This window comes from Pseudomonas karstica (assembly GCF_009707515.1).
GTDB lineage: Bacteria > Pseudomonadota > Gammaproteobacteria > Pseudomonadales > Pseudomonadaceae > Aquipseudomonas > Aquipseudomonas karstica.
In genome coordinates this window covers 122,031-139,204 of sequence record NZ_WLYI01000007.1, presented here as the reverse complement: position 1 = coordinate 139,204, position 17,174 = coordinate 122,031, and the positions used below count along the sequence as shown (strand labels likewise).

Annotated in this window: 16 protein-coding genes; 5 read left to right on the top strand and 11 right to left on the bottom strand. The window is 58.1% G+C overall.

Annotated features, from left to right (window positions below):
- Nucleotides 1-11: 11 nt before the first annotated feature.
- The 3 genes from praA to GIR22_RS07510 form a co-directional block, all read right to left on the bottom strand.
- Complete coding sequence (praA, locus tag GIR22_RS07520) at nucleotides 12-506, bottom strand: alkane oxidation protein activator PraA (protein ID WP_154742718.1); 495 nt, start codon at nucleotides 504-506, stop codon at nucleotides 12-14.
- 144 nt (nucleotides 507-650) lie between these two features.
- Complete coding sequence (locus tag GIR22_RS07515) at nucleotides 651-1,928, bottom strand: alkane 1-monooxygenase (RefSeq protein WP_154742717.1); 1,278 nt, start codon at nucleotides 1,926-1,928, stop codon at nucleotides 651-653.
- Nucleotides 1,929-2,229: 301 nt separating this feature from the next.
- Complete coding sequence (locus GIR22_RS07510; RefSeq protein ID WP_154742716.1) at nucleotides 2,230-3,228, bottom strand: alpha/beta fold hydrolase; 999 nt, start codon at nucleotides 3,226-3,228, stop codon at nucleotides 2,230-2,232.
- A 322-nt stretch (nucleotides 3,229-3,550) separates the two neighbouring features.
- Between GIR22_RS07510 and GIR22_RS07505 the strand changes: the two genes are divergently transcribed.
- The 5 genes from GIR22_RS07505 (at nucleotide 3,551) to GIR22_RS07485 (ending at nucleotide 7,951) form a co-directional block, all read left to right on the top strand.
- Complete coding sequence (locus GIR22_RS07505; RefSeq protein ID WP_154742715.1) at nucleotides 3,551-5,107, top strand: flavin-containing monooxygenase; 1,557 nt, start codon at nucleotides 3,551-3,553, stop codon at nucleotides 5,105-5,107.
- Entirely contained in the window at nucleotides 5,104-5,997 is an 894-nt protein-coding gene (locus tag GIR22_RS07500) for an SDR family NAD(P)-dependent oxidoreductase (protein WP_154742714.1), read from the top strand. Before GIR22_RS07505 ends, GIR22_RS07500 begins: the two co-directional genes overlap by 4 nt.
- Nucleotides 5,998-6,024: 27 nt before the next feature.
- A complete protein-coding gene (locus tag GIR22_RS07495; RefSeq protein ID WP_154742713.1) occupies nucleotides 6,025-6,867 on the top strand; it encodes a metal-dependent hydrolase in 843 nt (280 codons plus the stop codon).
- A 461-nt stretch (nucleotides 6,868-7,328) separates the two neighbouring features.
- Complete coding sequence (locus tag GIR22_RS07490) at nucleotides 7,329-7,586, top strand: hypothetical protein (RefSeq protein ID WP_154742712.1); 258 nt, start codon at nucleotides 7,329-7,331, stop codon at nucleotides 7,584-7,586.
- 35 nt (nucleotides 7,587-7,621) lie between these two features.
- Complete coding sequence (locus GIR22_RS07485) at nucleotides 7,622-7,951, top strand: DUF6388 family protein (protein ID WP_154742711.1); 330 nt, start codon at nucleotides 7,622-7,624, stop codon at nucleotides 7,949-7,951.
- On the opposite strand, the gene GIR22_RS07480 is transcribed toward GIR22_RS07485, so the two are convergent.
- The 8 genes from GIR22_RS07480 to GIR22_RS26315 form a co-directional block, all read right to left on the bottom strand.
- The gene (locus GIR22_RS07480; protein ID WP_154742710.1) at nucleotides 7,927-8,808 is read right to left on the bottom strand and encodes a serine/threonine-protein kinase; all 882 of its coding nucleotides are present in this window, start codon (nucleotides 8,806-8,808) and stop codon (nucleotides 7,927-7,929) included. The two genes, GIR22_RS07485 and GIR22_RS07480, sit on opposite strands and share 25 nt — an antisense overlap.
- Before the next feature lie 77 nt (nucleotides 8,809-8,885).
- Nucleotides 8,886-9,647, bottom strand: a complete 762-nt coding sequence (locus GIR22_RS07475) for a PP2C family protein-serine/threonine phosphatase (protein WP_154742709.1) — start codon at nucleotides 9,645-9,647, stop codon at nucleotides 8,886-8,888.
- Nucleotides 9,614-13,069, bottom strand: coding sequence for a type VI secretion system membrane subunit TssM (tssM, locus tag GIR22_RS07470; RefSeq protein WP_154742708.1), 3,456 nt, complete (start codon nucleotides 13,067-13,069; stop codon nucleotides 9,614-9,616). The genes GIR22_RS07475 and tssM overlap by 34 nt, the downstream gene beginning before the upstream one ends.
- Before the next feature lie 14 nt (nucleotides 13,070-13,083).
- A complete protein-coding gene (gene icmH, locus GIR22_RS07465) occupies nucleotides 13,084-13,950 on the bottom strand; it encodes a type IVB secretion system protein IcmH/DotU (protein ID WP_154742707.1) in 867 nt (288 codons plus the stop codon).
- Between the two features lie 4 nt (nucleotides 13,951-13,954).
- Entirely contained in the window at nucleotides 13,955-15,286 is a 1,332-nt protein-coding gene (tssK, locus tag GIR22_RS07460) for a type VI secretion system baseplate subunit TssK (protein WP_154742706.1), read from the bottom strand.
- 1 nt (nucleotide 15,287) lies between these two features.
- Nucleotides 15,288-15,773: a type VI secretion system lipoprotein TssJ gene (tssJ, locus tag GIR22_RS07455; RefSeq protein ID WP_154742705.1), complete on the bottom strand. Its 486-nt coding sequence runs from the start codon at nucleotides 15,771-15,773 to the stop codon at nucleotides 15,288-15,290.
- A gap of 5 nt (nucleotides 15,774-15,778) precedes the next feature.
- On the bottom strand, nucleotides 15,779-16,975 hold the full coding sequence (tagH, locus tag GIR22_RS07450) for a type VI secretion system-associated FHA domain protein TagH (RefSeq protein ID WP_154742704.1): 1,197 nt from the start codon (nucleotides 16,973-16,975) through the stop codon (nucleotides 15,779-15,781).
- A gap of 16 nt (nucleotides 16,976-16,991) precedes the next feature.
- Nucleotides 16,992-17,123 (bottom strand): type VI secretion protein, encoded by a 132-nt coding sequence (locus tag GIR22_RS26315; protein WP_246208094.1) that lies wholly within the window; start codon nucleotides 17,121-17,123, stop codon nucleotides 16,992-16,994.
- Between the last annotated feature and the right edge of the window lie 51 nt (nucleotides 17,124-17,174).

Here is a 17,174-nt window from a genome sequence, read left to right as displayed (position 1 = left end):
TTCGAATGCGTTTATTCGACGACCTTGAAGTTCGGCGGCATTTTGATCGACACCGTTTTGATCTTGCAGTCTTCACCAATAGAAACATCAGTGGCCTCCAACTTTCCGGTGGCGTTATCCCAGGTTCCGTCGGCCGTGGAGGGGCCGCACTTGCCACCCAGACCGAAGGCATGTACATCGACGCTGATTTTTGACATCGCGCCGCTCTTGGTATCTTTGGCAACCAATATCCAAGGCAAGTTTGTGGCCTCGACTCGGCTGCACTTGAGGCCGCCGTCGAACTCGACCTTGTCGACACTGGCAGACGAACCATCGGCAGCGACCTTGCCGGCGACCTTGATGGTGCAATCGGCGCTGATAAGGGCCCCCTTGGAAAAGCTGATCGGGCCTTGGGCAGTAAATGCACTGCCAGCAGGTTCGATGCGCGCAGCCTGGGCCTGGTGATAAGCAATAAGACCCAGCACAGCCAACACAATATGGGTGGTGAACTTGACGGTGGTTTGCATGGTTGATGCCCTTCCCTTGATGTTGTTTTTGTTCGGGTCAAACAACTTTCTTGCAACTAGGCAGTACTCGAAACCGGCAAACCGGAGGCGAAAAGAGGCTGCGAGAGACAGATCCCGAGTACGTCAACAACGTGTTAATTCACATTAGAAACTACGGGCGCTGGCGTACTTTTCCAGCATCTTCAAGCGTTTTGGTGGGTGGATATTGGCCAACGTCACGTCCCCCGAATAATGGTTGAGAACCCGGTGATCCATCCTTCTACGCCATAAGTACGGTACATAGGCCCAAACAATCATGCTCGCGTAGCCATATGGCAGTTGCGGTGATTCATCAAAGTGGCGCAACGATTGATAACTGCGGGTCGGGTTGGCGTGGTGATCGGAATGACGTTGCAGTTGAAACAGAAAGATATTGGTAACAATCCGGTTACTGTTCCAGGAGTGCCGAGGCGAGCAGCGTTCATAACGACCGCTGGGCAACTTCTGGCGCATCAACCCGTAGTGCTCGACATAGTTCACCACTTCCAGCAGCGAAAAGCCGTAGATACCCTGGATCAACAGAAAAGGAATCACCCCAATCCCCAGCCATCCAATCATCGCGCCCCACAGCACCACGCTGTACATCCAGGCACTGAGCACACCGTTCTTCCAGTGCCAGGCCGGCAGCCCCAGTTTGCGCAGACGCTCACGCTCCAGATTCCAGGCCGAGCGGGCGCTGAACCACACCGAACGTGGCAGGAAAACCCAGAAGCTTTCCCCCAGCCGCGAACTGGCCGGGTCTTCCGGCGTCGCCACCCGTACGTGATGGCCGCGGTTATGTTCGGTGTAGAAATGGCCATAGAAGGTGGGCGCCAGGGTGATCTTCGCCAGGATGATCTCCAGCAGACGGGGCTTGTGGCCCAGTTCATGGGCAGTATTGATGGCAATCCCGGTGGCTGCGCCGGTGGACATAGCCATGCCCAGGTAAGTGAACACACTGACTTCACCATGCAATTGCGTGCGAGAGGTGAGGTAGCTGGCGGTTTGTGCCATCCAGTTCGACGGATCCAGAGATGCCGTAGCGTGCAGCAGGCCACCGCCGATGATCCAGTCGATTCCGCTGACCGCGAGCCAACCGGTGATGACCACCGAACAGATAACCAGCAGAACGCCGGTGTAGACGATCCAGCGATAGTAGCGTTGGGATTCGAGACCACTGACGGCGGACTCCGGTGGGTTACTGACGTCCTCGCCCAACAGGCCATCGATCAGCGGGATCAGGCCGAAAATCACCAGTACGCCGACCCACCACAATTGTTGTACACCGGTAGTTATGGCGAGGGAGCCGGAAAGCAACGGGGTTGCCAAGGGCATGATGCCGAGCCACCACAAGTGGCGCTTGCCATCGGTCCAGACGTGTGGGGCTGCCAGGGCCTGATTCATGGCAGCCTCCGAACGAGGCAGAACAGGGCAGTAAACAGCGTCAAAGAGGGCTGATCACTCCCGTAAACCAACCATGCGATAAAAGGCGTTTTTTTCATTATTTTATTCGCTCTTAAGCACTTCAAAAATCATTTCAAAATAAATATTGAAATATTTTTTTAAATAAATAACGCGTAATCGATAGGTCGTCAACTACTTTCTTGAGCCCTTTCGAACGTGACCATACAGTCGCTTTTCGTCTATCCGGGCAGGTGTCCAGGGCAAGCATTGAGGGCTATCGGCTACGTCGTAAAAGCCGCAATTATTTGCTCGTCACTGCAAATGGCCGGTGCAGGGCCGTGGCGCTTTGCGCTGGGCTGGCACGCTTGGCCACCTGCTCGACCAAGGCTGCAATGCGCTCCGGTGCGGTGATCGGCAACATATGCCCCTTGCCTTCGAGCAGTTGCAGCTTTAGCCCTGGCACCTTGTCCGCCAGCGCCTGGCCGTGCTTGCGAAAGTCCAGCACCTTGTCCCGCGAGCCATAGATCAGGCCAATGGGCAGGCTCAGTTGTGGGTAGCGCTTGACCATCTGCGGTAGATGATCATTGACCAGGACGATCTCGCTTGAAGCGGCATAAAAATTATCGGGACGCATGCCCAGCAAGCCACCGCCACGGGTAGCGAAGTCATCCGGGGCGACCTCGGGCGCGAATACCCCCTTGACCACCGAGCCCTTGGTCAACATCCCTAGGGGCGCAGCCAGGGTTTTCGACACCCAACGCCGCAGCCACGCCGGCCGTACGGCCAATGACCAGAACACCAGTGGCAACATGGGTTGGGGGTGGGTCAACGGCGCTACCAAAACTACACCTGAAACGGCGTGGGGATGATCGAGGGCCAGGGCCAGGGAAACCGCCCCGCCAAAGGAATGCCCCAGTACCAGGGGTTGCCCCAGACCCAGGGCTTTAATGAAGGTGGCAACTTGTCGGGCCTGAGCCGGGAGGTCGGCAGCCGTGCCTTTATGGCGCGTGGAATACCCCGAGCCCGGCCGGTCGAGAGTGATGACCCGGAAGTCCTCACGCAACCGGGCCGACAAGGCATACGTCAGGTTACGGCTGCTGCCCATCAATCCATGGATCATCACCAGCGGCGGGCCCTTGCCCTCGTCAAAATAATGAAAGCGCTCGCCATCGACCTCCACGCAGCGTCCATTGATCGGAATAGCTGCCTCGATACGCCGAGTCATCAAGGCACTGATACCCCATAACACCGCACTGACCCCCACGAACACACCCGCGGCAATAACCCATTCAACAGCCATAGCTCGGTCCTCTGCTTCCCTGAGCCTGGGAGCCGACCGGAATTGATCAACCGTCCCAGAGCTATCGTCCACACCCTGGACCCTACATGCGTGAAGCACTCATCCGTCGGACAGTTCGCACCAGAGGAACAGGTTTGTAGCGTAGGCGATATTTTTCAGGCACATTATTTAAAATGTTTTTTAAAATAATTAATTCAATTTTTCTTTGCAATGGTGTTCTATCTATTTGAGGCGAATCCGTTAGCCAAGCAGCTATAACAAAACCAGGAGTCAATCCGATGTCTCAACCCGTAAGGCGTGTCGCCCCATCGAGGGACACTCTATGAATGCCTACACCCAACAGGACGACACGAGGGACCACGTCGACATCGCCATCATCGGTTCAGGCTTCGCCGGCCTGTGCATGGCCATCAAGCTCAAGGAAGCGGGCCTGCGGGACTTCTTCATTGCCGAGCAGGCGGATGCCCTCGGCGGTACCTGGCGCGACAATCACTACCCCGGTTGCGCCTGCGACGTGCAATCGCATGTCTATTCGTTTTCCTTCGCGCCCAACCCGGACTGGACACGGCAATTCGCGCCCCAGGCCGAGATCCGTGCCTATCTGGAACACTGCGCCCAACGGTATGAGTTGGCGCCTTATCTACGCTTCGGCATGGGTCTGGAGCGGGCCGTGTTCGACGATGAGCAACAACGCTGGCACCTGAGCTTCACCCATGGCCGCCAAGTCAGCGCCCGGGTGCTGGTGTCGGGAATGGGTGGCCTGTCGCGCCCGGCGCTTGCAGACATTCCTGGCCTGGACAGCTTCAAGGGCAAACACTTCCACTCCCAGCAGTGGGACCACAGCTATTCACTCAAAGGCAAGCGCGTGGCGGTGATCGGAACCGGTGCCAGTGCCATTCAATTCGTGCCGCAGATCGCGCCGCACGTGGCGCACCTGGATCTTTTCCAACGCACAGCGCCATGGATCATGCCCAAGCCCGACCGGCCGATTTCACGGTTTGAACGCTGGGCCTTCAAGCACATGCCTTTTACCCAGCGCCTGGTGCGCGGCGCGTTTTACTGGGCCCTGGAAGGTCGCGTGGTGGGTTTTGCCCTGCACCCGAAACTGATGAAGATGGTGCAGAAAATCGCCCTGCGCCACCTGCATAAACAAGTGCCCCGCCCTTCCCTGCGCAAGGTCCTGACCCCCGACTACACCATCGGCTGCAAGCGCGTGCTGATATCCAACGACTACTACCCGGCACTCTCACGCAGCAATGTGCAGGTGGTCACCGACAGCGTATTGCGCATCGAAGCCGATGGCATGGTGACTGCCGACGGTATCAAGCACCCGGCCGATTGCCTGATCTTCGGCACCGGCTTCCAGGCCACCGATCCCCTGCCCCGTGGTTGCATCATCGGTCGCGACGGGCTCGATATCATGGACGCCTGGCGCGACGGCGCTCATGCCTACCTGGGCACCACGGTGCCGGGTTATCCCAATCTGTTCCTGATCGTTGGTCCTAACACCGGGCTGGGGCATAACTCAATGATTCTGATGATTGAGGCCCAGGTCACCTACATCCTCGATGCCCTGCAACAGATGCAGCGCCTGCACATCGACACCGTGGATGTAAAACCCACCGTGGAAAATGCCTACAACCTCAACTTGCAAAAGAAACTCAAGCGCACCATCTGGTCCACCGGTGGTTGCCAGAGCTGGTACCTGGATCCGCGCACCGGTAAGAACACCACCTTGTGGCCTGGCTCGACCTGGCGCTTCAAACAGGTCACCCGGCATTTTTCCCTCAAGGATTATGTTGTCAGCCCGGTCCCCGTTACTGCCGATTCGCACCCCGTTGCGCAACCCCACACCACGACGGAGGGCAGCCTGTCATGAAATCATTCACCAACCGCGTAGCCGCTATCACGGGCGCGGCATCAGGCATGGGCCGCGCATTGGCGCTGGCATTGGCCAGAGAAGGCTGCCACCTGGCCCTGGCCGATAAAAACAGCCAAGGCCTGGCCCAGACAGTAGAGCTGGTGAAGACCTCGATCCTGTCGCCCGTCACCGTCACCTCTGAGGTACTGGATGTTTCCGATCGCCAGGCCATGTTCGATTGGGCCGCCCGCTGTTTTGCAGAGCACGGCCAGGTCAACCTGATTTTCAACAATGCCGGGGTTGCCCTGTCGAGTACCGTGGAAGGTGTGGACTACGCCGACCTGGAATGGATCGTTGGCATCAACTTCTGGGGCGTGGTCCACGGTACCAAAGCGTTTTTGCCCTACCTCAAGGCGTCCGGCGACGGGCATGTGATCAACACCTCCAGCGTGTTCGGCCTGTTCGCCCAACCCGGCATGAGCGGCTACAACGCCACCAAGTTCGCCGTACGCGGCTTTACCGAATCCCTGCGTCAGGAACTGGACATGCAACACAGCGGCGTCTCGGCCACCTGCGTACACCCGGGCGGGATTCGCACCGACATCTGCCGCAGCAGCCGGATCGATCCCAACATGACCGGCTTTTTGATCCACGGCGAACAACAGGCCCGGGCCGACTTTGAAAAACTGTTCATCACCGACGCCGCTCAGGCTGCCAAGGTCATTCTGCACGGCGTGCGCAAAAACAAGCGCCGTGTGCTGATCGGCCGCGACGCCTATGCCCTGGACCTGCTGGCCCGCTGCTTGCCGGCCGCTTATCAGGCGCTGGTGGTGTTTGCCAGCAAGCGCATGGCGCCAAAAAATTCCAAGCCGCCGATCTTTGAAACCCAGGACGAACACCGTCTCTGATTCTTCATTACGCCATGGAGTCCCCACATGCTACCCATCCGTCGCGACCTGCGTTTTGCCCTACCTGCCAAGCGCATCAAGAACTGGCACGAACAAGGCCCTTTCATCACGCATTTCTTCAATGCCCTGTCGTTGCTGTTTCCTCAAGGCGAGTTGTTCTTCATGGACAGCGTACGCCACTACCGCAAACGCATCGAAGACCCGGACCTGAAGAAGGAAATCCAGGGTTTCATCGGCCAGGAAGCCATGCACAGCCGGGAACATGTAGCCTACAACGACCTGCTGCAAGCGGCCGGCCTGCCGGCGCATACCCTGGACCATCGACTGAAGGTCATCCTGGACTTGCAGAAGAAACACCTGCCAGTCTCTTTCAACCTGGCGGTGACCATCGCCCTGGAACATTACACCGCGATGCTCGCCGAAATCCTCCTCAGTGATCCGTCGCGCTTTGGTGAGTCGGTCAAGGGCTACCAACAGATGTGGTACTGGCATGCGTTGGAGGAGACCGAGCACAAAGCGGTGGCGTTTGATGTCTGGAACACAGTGATCAAACCCGGGCCCAAGCGCTACCTGTTGCGCACCGCAACGATGCTGTTCACCACGGTATTCTTCTGGCTGGTGGTATTTGATTTTCACCTGCGCCTGCTGATTGCCGACCGTCGTGCGGGGGGGCATCTGAAGGGGTTCTGGCGGATGCTCAAGTTTCTCTATGGACCCAAGGGCGTGTTTCCACGGATGGCGTTGCCCTGGTTGCATTATTTCAAGCCAGGGTTTCATCCTTGGGATCATGACAATCGGGCACGGTTGGCGGGGATTGATCAACTGGTTGAAGAAATAGAGCGAACCCAAGGGGAATATGGCGCGGCCTAGACCCGTGCCTTGAGCGCCCGCCAGTCATTTTTCTGACACATACTTGCCCATAAATCCCTCGACAGTTGCTACTATCCAAGTCTTTCTTGGTCGAACGATCAGTTTTCGGCCGTTAAATGCCAATTCGGATAGCAGGACTGACATGGATATCAAACGCTCGATGTACATCGCCCCTCGATCCATCACCCGCCTACCAATCCTGCCGCTGTTTACTGGCCTCAGGATTAAGTCGTCACTGCCATTGATCGACCGCGCAGTTTCCGAAAACAGGTTTGCTTCGCAACGCTACAGCGTTGGCTCCAGGAATTTGAGGAAGCCTGTTTGCGCTTGAACCAAACACCGTCCAATCCGGTTATGAAACTTATCTGTAACCAGATCGCTCATAAATCAGCCGGCCTCGGTTCAAAACAATTCGATTCACTGGGTAAACAGCCCCGGCATCCTCAAGGAGATGTACCCACATGCAAGGCAGGTTTTCAAATCGCGCTCGCCCTCTGCTTCTCACCATGGTGTTATGGCTCTGTGGTGTAGCATTGTTGTTTCTGATCAAGGCAGGCATCGAGTTGTTTGAAGGGCCGATAGCGCAAACCTGGAGCGACCTGGCCCTGGTGCTGACGGCCTACTTGCTATTCTTCCTGCTTGAGCCGCTGCAAACCTGGGTGACCAACCGCTTACGCAAGCGCGCCAGACGCAACAGTCACCTCCAACAGGCCTCATGATACGTTCAACCACCTGCTTACCCTGGAGTTATGCCTTGTCCCAACCCGGTGAAAATCACCAGCTCGCCCTGGACAGATTCCTGAATAAGTACCCTGACCTGCGCGCCGAACTGGACACATTAAATCCCCTGGCAGCCCAGGCCAAGGGAGAAACGCTGGCGCAATACCGTGCCGAACGCTTGCATGAGGCCTTCGAAGCCGAAGCTGAACGCCTGGGACTGTTCGCCTGGGAGCTGACCCTGCAACTGACGGCACACTCACCCCAAGAGTTCGAGGCCCAACGTCTTGAAGTCCATAAGGAAGTCGCCCAGATGGCGGGCCTTGGCTGGGCTGAGTACTGTCAGTTGCATGGTTTGGCCGACTGAGTGCATCCATGGGGCTTGAACCAACGGCGAACGCCCGTACGGACTCCGCCTATTACCGCTCGTAACTCATCAACCGTCACCATTCGACGGCGTGGATCACCAGCCATGGCCATACATAACGCCGACCAACACTGGCGAGGCAATTGTCCCGGCGGACCGCACTGTGCCGCAGATCGATGCTGCAATGAACCGTCAAAGGGCCGCCGTCCCTGTGCCAGCGCGTAAAGTACACAAGCTGCCGCATAGAGGTCGGCACTGGCAGACAACGGTGCACCATCCAATAATTCCGGTGCGACGTAGGACGGTGTCCATGCATTGAAACGGCCGCGACTCAAGGCCGGCAGCCCTGCCAAAGCGGGTGTGGTCGCCTGGCCCAGGCCGAAATCAAACAGACGCAATCCTTGTTCTCCAACCATCACATTGGCTGGTTTTACATCGCCGTGCAGCACGCCTTGTTGATGGGTATACCCCAGTGCGTCGAGCAAGCCTACGGCGATAGGCTGCAACTCACTCCACGGCAATCCGCCTGGGCACTCGCGCAATAAACTATCCAGGGTCATGCCGGGCAGCAGCTCCATGGTGTAGAACGCCATTTGCCAGGTCGTGTCCACTTCGAACGAGTACACCCGAATCACCCGCTCGTGCCGCAAGCACCGCGTCAGTGCAAACTCGCTGTACAGCAGCACGTGAGCGTCCGTCGCCCGGGAAAGCGTTTGCGACAGCACCTTCAACGCAACCTTGGAATCCGGCTCGCCAAATTGCTCATGCAGCAAATCCCGGGCGCGATACACCACCCCCATGCCACCTGCGCCCAGCATTCTTTCTATGCGGTAACGTCCAGCCAGCAAGGAAGGCATTGCTGGGGGCGTCGGGGGCAGACTTGAAACGGAGCAGGCTGGCCCTTCCCTGGTTGTTGGCGTGCTGGGCATATCACTCATCGCTGAATGACCACAGCGGTCAGATTGTCCCTGGCGGCACCGCGTAAGACCTCCTCGAACAATCGATCCAGGACCCTTTGTGGCGCGCCGAGGCTCAGGGCACCTTCCAGCTCTCCAGGACTGAGCCCCTGATACAAGCCATCACTGCACAACAAAAACACATCCCCAGGGGACGTCTTGAGCTCCAGTACTTCCGGGGCCAGCGTTGCGCGCGCGCCCACGGCCCGGGTCAAGGCCCTGGCATCCGGATGCGCCCTGGCCTGCTCCGGGCTCAGCCGCTGTTCGTCGATCAGTTGCTCCAGCAGGGAATGATCCCGGGACAACTGGTACAGAGCCCGCCCTCGCCACAGGTAACAACGACTGTCGCCGGCCCAGATGCAAGCCGCGCGATCCCCCTCAAGCAGCAAGGCCACCACCGTGCTACCCATGATGTAATCAGCCCCGCGAGCAGCCACCGGCAACACCTGGCCCATCTGCCGGTCAAGCCACTGCAGGCAGCGCCGAACGCCCAGCAAGCGCTCATCAAGACTACCTTGTCCCGGCAATGCGGCCAGGCTCTTGACCACCAGTTGGCTGGCGACATCGCCCGCCTGGTGGCCACCCATCCCGTCCGCCACCACCCAGCAGCCCTGCTGCGGACAATCAAGAAACGCATCCTCATTGCGCCCCCGAACCTTGCCACGGGCGGTTCGCCCTGCGCTGCGCCAGCGGCCTGGTAGCCTGATCACAACTGCTCCGGGATGCGGAAAGTGCGCCATGTGCCCAAGTCAAACGGACTGGGCGTGCTCTGGCTGGTCAGTAAGTAATTGACCCGCGAACCACCGAGATCGGCCTTGAGCACCAGCACATCACGCCCGCTCAAGGACTCGCTTTGCATAAGGTCGAACAACCGGAACAGGGACCAGGGGCCGGTGTTTTTCTCGATACCCTGCGCACGCTCGGCGTCTCGCTCCAGCACCAGACTGCTGCGGCCATCCTCTGCCTCGGTTGGCCATTGGAACGCCATAGGCACAATCGGCCCATGGCGATACTCCATTTGCTGGCTGCCGAACCGAAAGATCGCACGACTCACCGTCGAGTCAAGGCTATAAGGCGCCAGTGTAAAGCGAACCTGAGCCAGGCCCTGGTCATCTGCAAAAAAGCCGCGACGAATCACTTTCGCCTTACCCAACTGATCAAGCAGTGCACGAGACATGGGCAAAGTGCGACCGTCCAGACTGCGCAACCGGTAGCGGCCGGCGTCGCCGCTGACGAAAGGACGCAAATAGCTATCGAAAAACCGTGCCATTACCCCCTGGGGCTTGAAGAACTCGTGGAAATCGGTCAAGGCAACATCGCTGCTGGCGTGGGCATTGAACGGATAGCGTTGCTTGATCGCCTTGGCGTAAAAACCGTACACCTCACTCTGGTAGCGCTGGTTCAAATGGCGGTAGGCATCATCGAGTACTCGGCGCCAATGGCTATCGGCCAAACCATCAACCCAGGAGGCAAGCGGCAACGGCAAGCGCATGGCGACATTACGCAAATCGCTCAGGGCATCCTGCTGGCCATGCATTCGCTGCTTGACCATATCGAATGCCGCTTGCTCTGGCTGCCCCACCCGACTCAGCGCCGCCAACTGCAGATGCAATTGGTTGAGCGCCTGCAGTGCCTGGGTCAGTTCTGTTCCGGGATTCTGCTGGTCATCCAACAGTTGATGCAGAGACTCGAAGCGACGTTGCAGCGCCCTCCGGGCGGTGTCCGAAGACTCACCGGCAATCACGCCCAAAGCATTGCCCAACGCTGCCTGGGGCAAAGGAGTGAGCGGCCCTGGCATACTGCCTGCAAGGCCACCAACCTGCTCTGGCGCAGACGAAAAACGTGTGTTTTCCCTGACCTGTTGCAGCAGCTGCAACAAGGGTGAGTGCGCCGATGTCAGGCTGGCCAACTGCTCGGCACCTTGCCTGGCGGTGTCGGTGTCTTGCAAACGAACCTGGCCAAGGGCCTCGCTCCAGGTCTCGGCGTACTCGCTGAAATAACGTTGCTCCAGTTCCACCATCAATCGACGCAAGTCCATCGGACTCAGGTCTGCGCCTTCACCCAGCACCCAGTTGTCTTGCACGATGGTATTCACCAATCGAGATCCCTGGGCCGCGAAATAATGCACATAACGCTGAGTGTAAAACCCCGGGATGGGTTGATCGATCCCAGCGAACACACGTCCTCGGGGATCCAGGTGCTGGCTGAAGCGATAAGGTTCAAGATTGCGGGCCTGCTCACGCAGCACGCGGTACACCACGCTGGCCAGAGATTCTCCTCGCAATACCTGTCGCGCCTGGGCCACTAACTCGTTATTGATTGGGTATGCGAAAGGTTGTTCAAGCAACCGCTCAAAGTGCTCGTTCAGCCGACGTTGTACCCTGGTGTCACCGGCATGCAGCAACGACCATTGGCCCGCGACTCGCTCCTTGAGCCAATCCGGATCACGCCGCTCCCGCAGGTTGAGCATCAGGTACGCCCGCAGGCTGTCCGATAACAACTCGCGATCCTCCAGGCTGGCGCGCACTTGCCGCTCAAGCATCACGTTGACGTGGGACAACAACAGGCGTTGCAGCGCCTGCTCGTAGGCCTGGTCCAGGACGGGCCGGCTACTGTCGCCTTGGTACAACCCAACTTGTTCGGACACGCTTGCCTGACCTCTAGGAGGAAAAACCCGGGTAGCCGCCAGATGTGTGTCCAATGAGGGCAGGATTGCCAGGGCATTCTCCACCGAAGACGGCGGTAAAAAATGCCGGGCCAGCTCGCGCACCTGCTCAAGATGCTGATGATTGACAGAATAACTGCGCATCCACAGCAGGCCTGCCGCCCCAACGACCAGCAACGCGGCCAGGGCCAGCATACGCTGGCGAGGCCGAAGCCTGTGCTGCTCAAGACTATCGAGCCCCGCCAGGTCAGCGCCGGAAAAGACTACCCGGCTCAACAATCCCTGAATAAAGCGTGGGCGCGTATCTCCTGCACCGGAACCTTGACCCTGCCCTCCCGACAATAGAGCCCCTCCATCCGACAGAGTATTGCCGCCGGCACTGGTCAAGTAAAAACCGCGCAAGGCATTGACGCTCTGGTAACTGTGGGCGGAAAACGCCAACTCGACAAACAGGCACAGGCGCTCACCAAGCTGGGCCACCTGATGGGGAAAATCGAGCATTCGCCCACGACGTTCGGTATTTCGTTCTTGATGCAGGCGCTGGATCAACTCGCTGCTCAGACGCTGGAGCAATGCCTCGAATGCCCGGCGCACCTCGGCAATATCAGCACTGCCCCTGCCAACGACAAGTCGCTCACCGAGCACCGCATCATGGCCTTCGGCCTCCAGCCGGTCAAAGAACTCCACAAATCCCGGTAAGCGATCCGCCTGAGTCAAGATCAGGTAGACCGGTATTTGAACATGCAAGGACTGCTGAATACCCTGCAGGCGGCTATGGACCTGGCGTGCCAGAATCTCCAGTTCCTGCTCGCTGCCGTTAAGCAATGTGTCCACCGAAAGCGCCACCAGCACACCATCAAGCGGACGGAAACGACGGCGTCCTTTAAGCAGGCCAAGCAACGTCGACCAACCGGCGGCATCCACTGCACCATCTGCGAGGCTCAGGTATCGCCCTGCGGTATCGACCAACACCCCATCGTCGGCAAAATACCATTCGCAGTCGCGGGTACCGCTCCCGCTACGGGTCGACGAGGGATCAATCCTGTCGAGTGCCAATTGCAACCCGCCGGCCTCTAGCAAACAGGTCTTGCCACTGCCTGTGTTTCCGATCAGCAGGAACCAGGGCAAGTCGTTGCGCCAACGCCCACTGCGTTCGCCATAACGCGTTGAGACTCTCAGGGCGTGCAGCGCTACCTTGAATCGGGCGCGCAATGTTCTTTGCTCCCGAATGATGAGGTGCTGGTGCGGCCGGAGTTCGTAATCTCTCTGCAGTGTCGGGCCGCGGCGGTTGACAAAGACCATTGCCAGGCCCCACAGCAGAAACAGAGTACTGATGGTCAGCAGGCGCGCTACCGAACCTTGCCAGAACCGGTAATCGTCGACCGCCAACAAGGGCCCGAAAAACCATACGGCCAAGGTTGTCGAGAGCACCAATAACAGACTCCACAGCCAGGTCATGCCCAGGAAGTCAGCCGCTCTCTTGAAGAATGCTTTCATGCTTGCTACCTGCATTACCTGTGCATTGAAGTGATGAGTGGCGCTCGCTCTTGATAAGGCTGCAGTACCCTCTCGCGCTGCTCGCCAAGTACCCAGGCAAACCCCGAATACATCATCAACAGGCAGGCCGTGACAAAGATCGTCACCCAGGACACGGAAACAATGCGTATCAGCCTGCGGTGTTGCTGCCCTTGCTGCGGCATCGTCGCGGGGTCCCGAGGGGGATCGCCGCGCACGTGCCTGATCTGTCGATACAGGGCGTCCCGAATGCCCTCTAGTTGCAGAACACCACGTTCCATGACCCGGTACTTGCCCTCGAACCCCAGGGACAAGCACAAGTACATCAGCTCCAGCATTGCCACATGCTTGACGGGGTTCCTCGACATTCGCTCCAGCAGCAGGAAAAACTTCTCGCCACCGAAAGTTTCATTATGAAAACGGCTCAGCAGGCTTATTTGCGACCAATCGCTCTGACTGCCCCAGGCAGTGGTCACGACAGCCTCGTCAATCACACTGCACAGCACATAACGCGCCGCCACCACCTCACTGGTCTCGGCGCCCTCATGCAGGGCCCGCGTTTCGAAAAGCGTGATGCCGCACGACAGCCGATCATTGAGCGCATGAAGACTTTCCTGAGCAACGCTACCCTTGAGTCGGACCACCTCGGACAATAACTCCCAGGCCGTCGCCACCAGGATGTTGAGCCCGACATTGAAGCTTTGCGCGCCCTGCAAACGGGCCGCGTAGACCATTCGGTCTTCCAGTTGCTCGAAGCGCGGAGGCGATGCGAAGTCGGTAATTGGGCCCTGTTCGGGGGCACGACCCAGGCGGTCGAGCAGTACCGTTTTTTCATCCGGCAAAGGTTCTCTTTCCATCAACATAGGTTCAGTTCCTGATGGCCCAGAATTTCAGTTCAAGTTCGGCAAATTCACCGGCGACATGGAAGGCGAACCCTCCGGAATGCTCCAGTTGCGTGACGTCGCGGGCACTGAGTTCGAGCATGAAATAGGTATTGCCGGCATGAAACGGAATCTGCCTGGGAGCTACCGGCAATGGCTTGACCTTGATCCCCATCAGATGCAGGTTCACCAGCTCACGAATCCGCTCCACGGGCCCAATTTTCAGATGTGTGGGCAGGCGATGACGAAGCTCCTCGCTATCGCAGTGGGCACTGGCCGACAGCACGAAGGTTGCCGAGCCCAGCAGTTTGAGATCACTTACCGGACACACCAGTACGCCATACTGGCGTTGTTGCAGCGCCAACTCGATGGCATGTTGTTCAAGCACCATCGACAACACACTGCGTATCGCCTCCATCAACCCACGAAAACTGGCACCCTGGTCGCTGTGCCGGTAGCGCCCTTCAAGGCGCGGGCGCTTGGTATCACTGGCGAACGTCGACAGTTCGCCCAGAATCGATAATAGAGCTCGATACAATGTCTCGGGACTGACCTGGGAAAGGTCCAGGTAGTGGCGCAAGACCAACTCGGTACGGTTGATCAGTTGCAACATCAGGAAATCGCCAACTTGCGCCCCCACGGCCTTGCCATTGGAGCGCAGGCGCTCGGCAATGGCATCGCCACGGCTGGCCAGCAGGCTGATCACCTCCTTGAGGCAGGACAACAGATACCTGGAGCCTTGCAGGTGGATAAAGGTCGGGACAAAGTCAGGGTCCAGGCTGACCACACCGTCCGAGGCGCATCCCAGCACCTGGGCTACCTTGAGCTTCACGTACCGCTGGTCACTCTGCTGCTCGCCCGATAGCAGGCGAAAATCTGGACGCCCGCAGTTGATCTGGCAACGAGCGTCTTCCCCCGCGTTTGAATCAACCACGTCGGTCTGGCACATGACGTAGCGTGCCAATACCTCGGACTGTTGCACCTGACGCGCTTCAATGTGGTTACCGGTAACCAGCGGCAATGCCAGGTAAATCGGTTGCCCTGGCACGTTTTCCGGAACATCCAGGGCCAGAGGCTCCGGCGTGCAGCTCAAGTCGAACAGGCTGCCGTCAGGAAATATGCCGCTGGCCTGGCTGACGACGATCTTGCCCATATTGAGATACTGCTGGTCGATTTCCAGGGTCAGAAATCCCCATGCATGATCGCCCAGCAATCGGGTTCGATCCTTGAGTTGCTGCTCGTAATAACGATCATTGTGTTGCAAATGTTGGGGCCGCAGCAGCATGCCCTCCTGCCAGATGACTTTATGGGTTTTCATATCAGTCGTCCGCCTTATCTTGGAGCGCAAGGGCAGGTCGAACCCCTGCCTGGTCAAGTACCAGTTCAGCGCGGTTCACCTTTTGACCGATAATGGGCAGGACATGGCGCCACTGCGTATTGGGCAGGTCCCGATACGCCGCCAGTACGCCAACATAACGGCTACCACGCTCGACGCTGAGTTTGAGTACCACCTGCTCACCGGGACGCAGCTCCAGCTCCTCGATGGTTACCAGGTCTTTGGGCAGGGTGTGTTCGGCACGCCCATAGAGACTGAAGAAGTCAGCGTTCTCAAAGGCTACGGGATGTCGAAGCTCTATCAGGCGCAATACGATGGGCGACGGCCGGCCATGGAGGTCCGGATTGACCTGTTCACTGGCCGTCAGCGTCAGATCCAGCTTGGTCAGTTTCGAAAAGGGTGAGAGATTGCTACAACCGACCAACAGGCCCAGCACAACGAACAACAAAGCAATGGCAGCACGAGACATGGGCATCATCCTGGATAGGCACGGTCAAGGGTGGAGATCAGGCGAACCTGTTCCTCATAAGCTTTTGCAAAGTCACCGCCCAATAGGCCTGCACTCCAGTTGTCATCCTCGATCAGTCGTTGGTAATGACGCTGATAGGCACGCCAGTGGGCGCCAGATGTGATGAGCCTCGCGGATTTTTCCTGGTGTTTGAAGCAGCGAATCAAGTGCGCTGGCGCAAAGGTCATCAATGCACCGCGCACAACAGCACGGCAGGCTGCCAGTAGTGCTACTTGATGGGCCTGAATATCCCGATAGGCCTGGGCGATCGCCCATTCGGCCGGCAACAGGCCGAGCTGTCCGGTGCCCAGGAGTATCTTCAATGCCTCACTGCAATCGACACTGTCGTTCAGGGGAGCCTGGCCCTTTGGCCGGACGTCCGTCATAGGCAGGTTAAGTTCACTCTTGAGTTCATTGCGGGTGTGCAAGCTCTGTTGCAACCCATCAATGCTATGCCTGAGTAAACTTGCCGCCTTGATCGCCAGCGCCTCTCGCCCGGGTTCATCGAGTCGTTCCAGACACATACCGAGCGCGTCGGCAAAAGCTGTCCAAAACGCCTCATTGACCGTGGCAGGAACAATTTCCACGAGCCTCGGTGTCGCCTCTGGCACGGGCGCCACCCACTCGGGCATCGTCAGATGCTCCGTCTCCACCGAGCACTCATCGACCCACGACACAGATTTTCCGGCTATCGTTTTCAGGGAATCCAGTTCATCCGAGGTGTTCCGACTCAGTAGCTCGCGCTCAAGTGCCTGCATAGGGTCCTGCTCAAGAAAGGCGTCGTCAGGAATCGCGTTGGCCGTGGCGATTGTCCCATCGCCCAACTCAGCCCCCTTTGCCTGCCCAATCAGGCAGGCACGAATCTCGAACCCTCCCAATCGAACGACCATGCCATCCACAACAGACCTGGCCTTTCCCTTGGGCAAGCGCTTACTACTACCTCCCAGAAAAACACCGTTGCTGCTGATATCGGTCAGGAAATATCGACCATTGCGATAGGTGATCAGCGCATGATGGTTGGAAAGAAGGCGACTTGGATCGGGGATGATCCAGTCACAACCGGCACCACGACCGATTACCCCACCAATACCATCAAAAATTTTGCTCAGGGACTGTCCTGCTCCCCTGCGCCCGGGATCACAAACTTCAAGCACTAATTGCATATTTGGGCTCCCTGACTTACTCACCGCGCCTGCTTGACTTTGGGTCACCCAGTGGGCGGTAGTCGCCGTCGTCGAAGACGTAATTTGCGTGACAGCCACCAAGAACAAACAACACAAGCACAACGGCTTGCCACCGACGAACAGGCATCAGGCATCTCTCTTTGAGGTAAATCCGGCAGGCCTGGATAACCAGTGCCGA

Excerpts from the sequence above, each read along its gene's own strand:
- praA (WP_154742718.1), bottom strand. The coding sequence starts at position 506 with ATGCAAACCACCGTCAAGTTCACCACCCATATTGTGTTGGCTGTGCTG.
- GIR22_RS07515 (WP_154742717.1), bottom strand. The coding sequence starts at position 1,928 with ATGAATCAGGCCCTGGCAGCCCCACACGTCTGGACCGATGGCAAGCGC.
- GIR22_RS07510 (WP_154742716.1), bottom strand. The coding sequence starts at position 3,228 with ATGGCTGTTGAATGGGTTATTGCCGCGGGTGTGTTCGTGGGGGTCAGT.
- GIR22_RS07505 (WP_154742715.1), top strand. The coding sequence starts at position 3,551 with ATGAATGCCTACACCCAACAGGACGACACGAGGGACCACGTCGACATC.
- GIR22_RS07500 (WP_154742714.1), top strand. The coding sequence starts at position 5,104 with ATGAAATCATTCACCAACCGCGTAGCCGCTATCACGGGCGCGGCATCA.
- GIR22_RS07495 (WP_154742713.1), top strand. The coding sequence starts at position 6,025 with ATGCTACCCATCCGTCGCGACCTGCGTTTTGCCCTACCTGCCAAGCGC.
- GIR22_RS07490 (WP_154742712.1), top strand. The coding sequence starts at position 7,329 with ATGCAAGGCAGGTTTTCAAATCGCGCTCGCCCTCTGCTTCTCACCATG.
- GIR22_RS07480 (WP_154742710.1), bottom strand. The coding sequence starts at position 8,808 with ATGCCTTCCTTGCTGGCTGGACGTTACCGCATAGAAAGAATGCTGGGC.
- GIR22_RS07475 (WP_154742709.1), bottom strand. The coding sequence starts at position 9,647 with ATGGCGCACTTTCCGCATCCCGGAGCAGTTGTGATCAGGCTACCAGGC.
- tssM (WP_154742708.1), bottom strand. The coding sequence starts at position 13,069 with ATGAAAGCATTCTTCAAGAGAGCGGCTGACTTCCTGGGCATGACCTGG.
- icmH (WP_154742707.1), bottom strand. The coding sequence starts at position 13,950 with ATGTTGATGGAAAGAGAACCTTTGCCGGATGAAAAAACGGTACTGCTC.
- tssK (WP_154742706.1), bottom strand. The coding sequence starts at position 15,286 with ATGAAAACCCATAAAGTCATCTGGCAGGAGGGCATGCTGCTGCGGCCC.
- tssJ (WP_154742705.1), bottom strand. The coding sequence starts at position 15,773 with ATGTCTCGTGCTGCCATTGCTTTGTTGTTCGTTGTGCTGGGCCTGTTG.
- tagH (WP_154742704.1), bottom strand. The coding sequence starts at position 16,975 with ATGCAATTAGTGCTTGAAGTTTGTGATCCCGGGCGCAGGGGAGCAGGA.
- GIR22_RS26315 (WP_246208094.1), bottom strand. The coding sequence starts at position 17,123 with ATGCCTGTTCGTCGGTGGCAAGCCGTTGTGCTTGTGTTGTTTGTTCTT.